7 protein-coding genes and 1 CRISPR repeat array are annotated in these 10153 nt (G+C 35.0%); of the genes, 1 reads left to right on the top strand and 6 read right to left on the bottom strand.

Going from position 1 to position 10153, the window contains the following annotated elements:
• Positions 1-52 precede the first annotated feature (52 nt).
• Positions 53-1093: a CRISPR direct-repeat array (repeat unit 28 nt; unit sequence TTTCTAAGCCGCCTATGCGGCGGATAAC).
• A gap of 142 nt (positions 1094-1235) precedes the next feature.
• The 6 genes from cas6f to cas1f are packed head-to-tail and all read right to left on the bottom strand — an operon-like array spanning position 1236 to position 9152.
• Positions 1236-1817: a type I-F CRISPR-associated endoribonuclease Cas6/Csy4 gene (gene cas6f / locus I6751_RS00310; protein WP_196590022.1), complete on the bottom strand. Its 582-nt coding sequence runs from the start codon at positions 1815-1817 to the stop codon at positions 1236-1238.
• Positions 1818-1819: 2 nt separating this feature from the next.
• Positions 1820-2845, bottom strand: a complete 1026-nt coding sequence (csy3, locus tag I6751_RS00305; RefSeq protein WP_196590021.1) for a type I-F CRISPR-associated protein Csy3 — start codon at positions 2843-2845, stop codon at positions 1820-1822.
• Between the two features lie 15 nt (positions 2846-2860).
• Complete coding sequence (gene csy2, locus I6751_RS00300) at positions 2861-3748, bottom strand: type I-F CRISPR-associated protein Csy2 (RefSeq protein ID WP_196590020.1); 888 nt, start codon at positions 3746-3748, stop codon at positions 2861-2863.
• Positions 3745-4908, bottom strand: a complete 1164-nt coding sequence (locus I6751_RS00295) for a type I-F CRISPR-associated protein Csy1 (protein ID WP_196590019.1) — start codon at positions 4906-4908, stop codon at positions 3745-3747. The genes csy2 and I6751_RS00295 overlap by 4 nt, the downstream gene beginning before the upstream one ends.
• Before the next feature lie 9 nt (positions 4909-4917).
• Entirely contained in the window at positions 4918-8187 is a 3270-nt protein-coding gene (cas3f, locus tag I6751_RS00290) for a type I-F CRISPR-associated helicase Cas3f (protein ID WP_196590018.1), read from the bottom strand.
• Positions 8184-9152 carry a type I-F CRISPR-associated endonuclease Cas1f gene (gene cas1f, locus I6751_RS00285; RefSeq protein ID WP_196590017.1) on the bottom strand — a complete coding sequence of 323 codons (969 nt, stop codon included), beginning with the start codon at positions 9150-9152 and terminating at the stop codon, positions 8184-8186. Before cas1f ends, cas3f begins: the two co-directional genes overlap by 4 nt.
• Before the next feature lie 418 nt (positions 9153-9570).
• Here cas1f and I6751_RS00280 point away from each other — a divergent pair.
• A partial coding sequence (locus I6751_RS00280) for an IS256 family transposase (protein WP_196598934.1) occupies positions 9571-10153 on the top strand: 583 nt, incomplete at its 3' end.

The following is a 10153-nucleotide window of genomic DNA, read 5'->3' as shown; positions in this document are numbered from 1 at the left end:
CCGCCTATGCGGCGGATAACTTCGGTAATTGCCTGTAATCGCTTGGTATTACTTTCTAAGCCGCCTATGCGGCGGATAACACATACACAACGCAGAGCACCAACACTATCATTTTCTAAGCCGCCTATGCGGCGGATAACATGCTTTAGAGATATATATTCCGGCGCATATATTTCTAAGCCGCCTATGCGGCGGATAACATACGTTTCTGCCCTTTGTCGTACTGTTCAAATTTCTAAGCCGCCTATGCGGCGGATAACTATTGTCACCCGATGAAGCTTCAGAACTTACTTTTCTAAGCCGCCTATGCGGCGGATAACACTAAATAATCGCTCATCATCTCACCTTCCTTTTTCTAAGCCGCCTATGCGGCGGATAACGCAGCCTTAGGCGTTCCGTCAATAAAATATTTTTTCTAAGCCGCCTATGCGGCGGATAACAATTGTTGTATTAGCTTTAATAATAACGAAATTTTCTAAGCCGCCTATGCGGCGGATAACAAATATTAACACTTCATACAGAAAATTTCAAATTTCTAAGCCGCCTATGCGGCGGATAACTGCGTTGCTCCGGAGAAATTTTTCTATTGTCCTTTCTAAGCCGCCTATGCGGCGGATAACTGGCTTAAATTATCATATTCAATGTTTTTTAATTTCTAAGCCGCCTATGCGGCGGATAACATTTGTATCGCGTTTATACCCTGCGGGATATGTTTCTAAGCCGCCTATGCGGCGGATAACGGTAACTTTGTCCGCTTTAGTGTTTTATTGTATTTCTAAGCCGCCTATGCGNCTAATAAAATGCTTCATTTTTTTAAATTTTATTTTTCTAAGCCGCCTATGCGGCGGATAACTGTTTTTACTAACACCGGATGATATTTTGCTTTTTCTAAGCCGCCTATGCGGCGGATAACAATCTGCCCGTCAAGCATAAGCTTATACATCTTTTCTAAGCCGCCTATGCGGCGGATAACATCGACCTTACCGTTTGATGTTAAATTGCAATTTTCTAAGCCGCCTATGCGGCGGATAACACGCGCTGCATATCAAGCATATACTTGTAAAATTTCTAAGCCGCCTATGCGGCGGATAACTGCAATAAGTAATGAATTTTCCCTATCACTACAGTATTATCGGCAATTATTTTAAAAATACCAAAATTTTACGCTCACGACAAAAAGCTTGATAATATTGGATTTATTCATATATGAAAAAATAATGGTAAAATAGATTATTTCAGAATTCCGGCACAGCCGATGAATTACTTAATCCATAAAAATTGAATTTCCAATTAATTACAGCATCTGTTTTAATCCTTTGTACAAACAAACTAAACTTATTATTATTTGTACAACTTTTCATCTGAATATAGGGCAAATTACACTCTTGTTCTTTTATTGCTAATTTGTTTTGAGCTTCCTTGTAGGAAATATTGCGATAATCAGCGTACCTTCTTATTTTACTAATAGAATTTTTTTCCCTAAAACGTTTATAAACAGCATATCCTTTAATTCTATCCGGTATTTTTCTTACTTTGGTTATATGAATATAATCATTAAGCCTATATAACCATTTAGATAAATTTAAACTATTCATACTTGCTTCATCATTAGCAAATACCCTTATTTTATTTCCCACACTAGTATAATTATTTTTAATACTATACTCAGGAAATGATACGCCGTAAATATTGCAATTATCATTATTTTTTTTGTCAGCAAAACTAATGTGGAGCTGCTGATAAGTTTTTGATAGAAGAAATGCTTCAGAAACTTCGTTACTCGGTAATATAGTTATTTCTTGATAAAACATCATCATCTTTACTCCTTGCTGCTTTGTCCAAAAACGCCACCACGAACTAATACCGCCATTACATAATCTTTATCTTCCTGTTTTTCCAAATCACCTTCGACAACGTATTTATCAAAAAGTGTATAAAAATCGACCTTATCTGAAGGTGCTCGATATGCTTTGCCTAAATTTGAGACGGTACCATATGTCTCTATCGAAATCGGAACCGTGCGTTCTGAACCAAATTCAGGATACCATGTATCTATTGTACGTATAGCGTTACTTAATTTCTGTGAATGCATGGCGGCTGTATCATTTACTTGATATAATATTTTACTTTTTTTACCTTTTTTATTGTCGTTGCTTTTATCTAAAACCAACTCTTCACTTGGATATACATCTTGTGCTTTACCGCTTAACACATATGCTTCTATATTTATAAATGAATATTCTCTTTTGCCGCTCAAAGTCTGTGCTATTAAATCAGCCAGTTCATTGATGTCGTTACTTTCCTCAAAATCTTTCAAAGAATACTTATAAGCATCAAAAATCCATTTATGGTTGTCTACTGATACCACTATTTCTATCTTTTCTGCTCCAACTCGATTGCGCCACAGAAAACGACCGTTAGCTATATTCATGGCATAGCGCCTCGCCAGTTCCCTAAAATCATTATCATATATATATTTCTTGGCAATATCGTAATACTTTTGAGCAAATTCCACACTGTTGCAGGCAGATGGCTGCTCTATTCCACTCAAGATTTTTATAGAAAAACTTAATTTTAAAGTGTCCTGACTAATACCTAATGCACAAGAATCAACTCTTTGTAAATTAGCTTTTTCTACTTCAGCATTTAATTTTGCCGGATCATTTTTTATTGTATCCTTTAAACGATTGGAAATTGTCCCTCGAACAGATTTTTCCGCTAATTTCAGGGGGGATGCCTCTTTCAATCTATCGTTCCAAGTTGTGCCATACATATAACCATCCGATACCACTATTTTTTTTTCAAACGCCAATACTGATGCCATAAATGAATTTTTCTTTGCCATAATTAGAATCTCCTTTTAATATTGATTTTTACATATATATAATTTTTTATCCGTGTCTACACTATATTGCCACATCATGTCATCTAAGTCATCAAATCTATACGGCATTTTAAATTCACATAATGTAACCACACTTTCCGCGAAACGATGCATAACAGATGAGTCACGCTGATTTTCTACTTTTCCTAGTTTTGATATTCCTTTAAATCCCACCCCCATGGGAATAATCCACCCTGGTGACTTTCTGCTCCCACGCCAAATCGGATTTTCTGTGTCATTGTTATCTAATGTATATGTTATTTTTATATATTCCAATAATGCATCTATTCCATCCAAACCATCTTCCATCGCCTTGTTGACCAAATCCCTTCTTTCAACAATCACATAACCTGGCATAAGTTTATTTTTTATCAAACGTGTCTTTTGTTTGTTTTCCTCACTTATATAATATATTTCAGGTTTTTTAAATTTAATAACATCACCACCAGCTATTTTCATTTTATTAAGTTGTATACTTACCTCAGTCAAAAATTTATTTTCATTATCAGGATTGATTCCGCTTATTTCTATGAGTAGCGACACATTTAAATGGCACCTGCCTTCTTCAATAAAAGGAGGTTTTTCAAATTCGCCCGTTTTTTTATTCTTTTTTAGAGGATTTGCTGTTCCGATAATATATTTTCTGCGGCCCACAATGGAATCACATGTCTGTAAATCACATTGATGGCATACTACTGCCATTTTGTTTAAAAATACTTTCAAACCAACAGACTGAATCTTTCGCTGTAAAGCATGTGCTGCCCCAAGCCATGCAGTCATTGCTGGAAAACCTATACTATAAGGACTATTTATAGCATTAGCATTAATAATTTTCATTTTTGGTATTAATAAATATGCTGTCACATTAAAACCTCCTTATCTTCCACAAGTATTTCACTGGTTTCATATTTGAATGAAATAAATTCACCATCACCTAAAACAATTTTTTTGTCTTTTAAAATTTTTTCATAGGTAAAAATAATCCAGCGAGTTATCATCAGCGACATTTCATCCACCCATTTATTATCAATTTGCCTTAATTCTTCGTATTTATTGTCCAGCCAAATCTTTTGTACTATCGGTAAACTTTCTACATTATCTGACCAACCTGGTTCTATTGTCCTTATTACATACACATAATTCATGATCATATCTACAATGCTGTGATATATTTCTTTTCTTCTATTGCGCATGTTTATATTATTTTTATCAGTTTTAAATATTTTATCAAGTGCATAAAATAATGGTAAAAAAGATTTTATATTTAAGCAATTCCTAAAGAAATCCGTCTTAGGTTTTCTAATATTGTTCACTGCTAGAGTTGGCGGCATAGAAGATAAAAAATATGCGCTGCCGTGCATGCTTTGTGAATTAAGCGAGCTGATGTTTTGCGGCTTAGTTCCACCAAAGCCTATTTCTGTAATATCATATACACTGCTATAGTCTTCTTTATATTCTTTTGACGTCTTGTCTTTAGCAAGTCTTTCATAATTTTTCATCTTGATAATACGTTCTTTCAATTTGTCCAGCATTCCGGATGATGTTAATACTGATAAAAGATGGTAAGTATTTTCTACTGGAAAGTAAACTTGTTTTACACGTTCATCTGAAAAATTATATTGCTCATTTTTATCTATTTGTAAAAATTTATGTCTGATTTCATCATAATTCACCGTCAAAGCTGACAGTTCCTGTTGTATTTTTTCACTGTTTTTATTTAAATGATCAATAACGGTATTATCATCTTCCAATTTCAATAATAAAAAATTGGCTGTGGCAATATATTGGGCAGGACAAACAATATCCACCTTACAGTCAACATTATCTGTACACACATAACCATAATAATTAGAAACTTTTACATTATTAAAATATGCTATTTTTGCATCTGGATGCGTAAATTTACCAACATGTGTTGCCAATGTGCATTTTGGAGCATTTTCTGCTGTGTCCAATAACCATTTTTCAACACTTTTCCCTTTAGATTCTGCCGCCTTATTCAAATAATTTAAAATAATACTCATACTGTCTCCTTATTTTTTCGACAATCCGAATTGATCAGAATAAATATATTCAATATTGCTGTCTTTCTGAACTTCAGGAATAGATATTTCACCGTATTTTTGTGATGCTTTTTTAAGACTATCCTCATTTATTTCCAGCTGTTTTTTATTGAGCACATTTCTTAGAGCTGCTTTATAATCACGAAATAACCATAACCTTTCTTTTTTTCCAGCAGTATTGTCAATATTGATACCATATTTTTTATCACATTCTATAAATTCACCATCCTGTGTCCTTTCACAAAATTGTACCTGTCCATTTTCCAATTGCAGATATAATTTTACCTGCGGATTACCAGCACGGAATCGATTAAATAATTGCGGCAAACCTGTAAGCCACCAATACTCTTTCTGCCAACCATTTAATGTGGCCGGCCCTATCATGGATAAATCTCTGAAGTCCTGCATCACAAAATGTTCCAAATGAATCAACCCTTTTTTTAAATCTAATTTTTCCGGTTTCAAAATACGAGGAACAGCATCGATTTGTTTCGAAATTTCTCTTTCATCAACTATTTTTTTCAAATCATGATATTGTAATTGATATTTATGGCATTCAAATCCCGGATGCATAAAAACAATTCTATTTTTAGTCACAAGTCCTTTTAAGTTATACTGCATTATACCGATATTGGGCACAACAATATTTTTATCAATTTTTCGATGGCGCAACACCCTGCCAGCCAGCTGGATAAAAGAACGATATGATGAAGGTTCGATTATTGCCCAGTCAAAATCATGATCACGGCCAATTTCCTCCACAGGAGTGGCAACTACCACAAACAATATATTATTCGCATCTGTATTTTCTATATGGTTACGTATAATAGGATTATCCAAAAACGGCATGGTTTTATCTTTTCTTTTTAAAACCTTATCTAAATGATTTTCCTGTACATTTCTTAATAATAAAACCTGTCGGCTGTGATAGCTCATAATTTTGGGTGCTACATCAGATGACCATTGTGTTTCCATCAAAAAATGGCTCAATGCTATGCAAGGTTGTATATTGGCCATACGAATCAAAGCGAATGATATTTTTTTATTAGATTTTTTGTCAAGAAAACCATGTTCATCGTGCAATTTTTCTGCTGTTTCCCTTATATGGGTAAAATAGAGACTCTGCCTATCTTCCTCATTTGGTATATCCACACAATCGGAACAATCAATGATAAAGGCCTTACGTTTTACTATTTGCGTATGCAATTTTTCAACTCTTTTAGTTATAAAAATATTGTGCAATGCTCTATATTCGTCAGAAGGAACATCCATATTATTAATACCTTGTATTTGAGCTTTAAATTCATCACACCATACACATGTACATGGCACTTTTTGATTAAAAAAGTCATTGTAGCATTTCCACCCTGACTGATAAGCACTAAAAAATCCTTCTGCCAAGTCAGGCGGAATTGTTGCTGAAGATAAAATTACACTACGCCCCAGCATTCCAGCTAGATGTACCAAGCGGGCAATAGCTGTTAAGTCACTTTTATTAAAATCATCAATTTCATCAATAACTAAATCTGAAGACATTAATCGCAAAAATGGCAGAATATAACGTCCACCTTTTATTGTTTCCGTCGCTTTCATCATATAATCAATGGTGACTACTAATATCGGCTTATATAAAAATGCCTTATTTTTCTCCGCTGATTTTACCTTACGTCCATCAAAAAATATGTCCAGAAAATCATCTGATGATGACGATACGAATTCTAATTTTTCTTCCAATAATTCTTCCGATTCTTGCAAATCATCATCTTGACGCAGTTCAGATACTGCACTTGAACCGATCAATACAGCCAGCTCATCTTGATTAAGTCCTATTTTTAAGCGATATTCATCACCAGTTTGCAATGTCAGTGTCCTTAACCCGGTTGCCAATATGTAGCGTAAAGATTCTCCGTTTTCTGAAATTGCCCGCATTATTTTAGCATTAGCAATTGTTTTTCCACAACCTGTACTGGCCATATTAATGATAAACCAGCCTTTTTTCTTATTGGTATTTGCTTTATTTTCCAAGCAAAACCCTTTTATTTTACTCACTACCCTATCCTGCCATGCAAATTGTCCCAGGCTACTTTTCTGCAAATTTTTTACATCATAAGCCTTCTCCATTTTATCAGAAAATACTGGCAGCCTTTGTGCTATTTTTAACGCTTGATCGGAAACACATACCAAATGTTCATCAAGTTTTTGTTTTAAATTACCATTTTTATCTGTATTAGCATAAATCAGCGAGTTCCCCGTCCATTTTTTGTCTTCATCCTTAGATGAAATATAATGATCGCTGAGCATTACACATAATCGTGTATAACATACCATCAACCGCCATGCATCATGAGAAAATAACGCCAATATTTTGTCCTTACTTTCCAATAATCGCTTAGACCATTTACTTATTGCTTTAATCAATAATGGTGAATCCTGTAATAATCCATTCTTAAATATGTAACAAGTTTGTTCATCTTCACTTGTTATATTTTTGTAACCCCACTCATTTGTTATACTAGTAAATAGTGCTGAGAATGTTTTCTTTTCAACATTTGCGTAACCATCTCTTGCATTACCATATAAAACCGGTAATTTATGATGTGACAAAATCAGCCAAATAATAAGCTGTGCCAGCGGTGGCAGATGTTCAAATCTGTCATCTTTTGATAGAATAATATTGTCCAAGATGTTTTTTTGTGTAAAATTATTATTGATCAGTAAATTAAGCCATGCTGCATCATCTTTTACATCACCGGAGAATATAACCAACGCTTGAACAAGCTTACAAGATATCCACTCATGCCGAATCGGATCTGGTATTTTTTTATTCATATGCAGCTTTTCTTGCATATGAGCATTTGTTTTTCCCCAATCGTGAAGAAGGCCGGCCATTGCCGCCAAAATTTTTATTTGTGGCAAATAATACCAGTCATTTTCCCATTCATTATGTTGTATATTTTTTTTAGTACTGTTAACAGGAACAACACCTTCTGAATTAAATTTATTTCTATTACCGACGATCCACATAAGTTCGCTGTGATTATGTCCTCTGATCCAATGACAACTAACCGCCATATTTTTAGTTGCCGTTTGCTTTAATAAAAGCTTTACTGTTTCTAGGCCTTTTTCTGTTATAATTGTTTTCCATGTATCATTACCAATACGTTCAGCATAAGCATCAAGTATTCTTCTAGTATAATAAATAGCCTTTTTTTCACTGACACTGGTAAATATGACCATCATTGCTGCCCACCAGATTTCCAATAAATAAGGCTTTGTTTTTTTACTTCATTAAACATAAATTCCAGTGATTTATGTTCAATAAATTTTTGCAGGCAGATATGCCTGAATTCTTGTGAAGAAAAACCTTCCCCAGCGCAAATAAATGACTGCGGAAGTATTATTGTATCCTTTATTAAATCAGCTACATCAAAAACAAGTGCTCCACGTCTAGTTTTTCCGTGCATTACAGCAAAACCATGTGGTATTCCCAAAACCCATAAAGTAACTGCACCTAATCCATAGGCCAGATAATTTCCACGGGTCAAAAACATATTAGCCGCATCATCAGCACTAGGATCACGAGAAAAGTCATCTATATCAGCCAAATTGGCCGCATATTTATAAAGTTGCTTAGCAAAATGAGCTTCAGCAGTAAGTAATTCAGTAACATTTTTAGCTAAATCTATTTTTTTATCGAATTTGTCAAGTGCCCTTTCAATTTCATAGTCATCACTGTGAAATCCATAATTTTTCAGATCTTTATCTTTTTCCCATGTGTTAGCTAAGTAATTACAGCGCGCTTTTTGCAAATTCTTAGCCACACATAATCTTTTCCCTTCATCAAACCAAAAAGAAAGCCATCCTTGTACATATTCGGTAGGACGGTATTCATTCTGTGGATTAAGCCATTCTATTTCTGTGCCTGCTAATAGCGGAGTTCCTCCGTCACCACAAAAACCGATTAAAACACCAGCACTTGCCAGCATCCGCACCGCTGCCTGAGTTATTGACGTTCCTGTCCCCAATAAAATAACAGTAGTATTGGCAACAGGGATATTCCAAAATTTGTAATCATTTTTCCCTTCTGTTAAATATAAAACACGCCCATCTTTTTGCATAATGCGACATTTTTCCAAATAGTATATATTAGCCCTTTTAGAATGCAATATAGCGGTTAAATTTGACAATGGCAAATATTTTTGCATGTTGGCCTTCCTTTTATTATTACAAATCAACAGGTTTATAAATATAAACAGCATAATTGACATAGACATAAAAAACCACTTATGCATGGATAAAATCGATAAGGTATAATATTTTGCAAATTAAATAGAGGCATGAATCTCGTCATTTGCTGAAATTAAGTTGCCAAACCCGCAAAGGAGACGAGATTCATGTCTGACAATATTATACAATTAAATGAGCAAGTAATCAAAACCGAATTAAAAGACCTGGTAAAACAGAGTGTCGAAGAAATACTCAACAGTTTCCATGATCAGGAGGCTGCGGAACTTATTAACTTATCTAAGTATAAGAGCCTATGAAAAATTTCTGTAAACAAACTTCCACTCGAAGTCATAAGGTCTTCTATGGTAGAATCTAATCATAGGAGGCCTTTTTATCATGGCAAAACAGCGGAAAGAGATTCACAAGGTTGAAATGACCGATGGGAAGCGGGCTATTATCCAGCAGCTCTTCCAAGAGTACAACATCGAGAAACCAAACGACATCCAAGATGCCCTGAAGGATCTGCTTGGCGGCACCATAAAGGAGATGATGGAGTCTGAAATGGATGAACACCTGGGCTATAGCAAATCAGAACGCTCCGACAGCGAGAACGCCCGCAACGGTTATAAACCAAAACAAATGAACAGCAGTTATGGCAGCTTTCAGATTGACGTTCCTCAGGATCGGCAATCCTCATTTAAGCCACAGGTTGTCAAGAAGCGTCAAAAGGACATCTCTGCCATCGACCAGAAAATAATTTCCATGTATGCCAAAGGGATGACGACTAAACAAATTTCTGAAACCATCGAGGATATCTATGGGTTTGAGACATCAGAAGGCTTCATATCGGATGTCACTGACAAAATCCTACCCCGGATTGAAGAGTGGCAGTGTCGGCCACTTGCCAGCGTCTATCCTATTATCTTTATTGACGCCATTCATTTTTCGGTACGTCATGACAGTATTGTCAGCAAGTTGG

Origin of the sequence: Pectinatus frisingensis, assembly GCF_015732285.1 — a bacterium.
Taxonomy (GTDB): Bacteria; Bacillota; Negativicutes; order Selenomonadales; family Selenomonadaceae; genus Pectinatus; species Pectinatus frisingensis.
The sequence above is the reverse complement of the archived record's forward strand: the minus strand, read 5'-3'. Positions and strand labels throughout refer to the sequence as shown.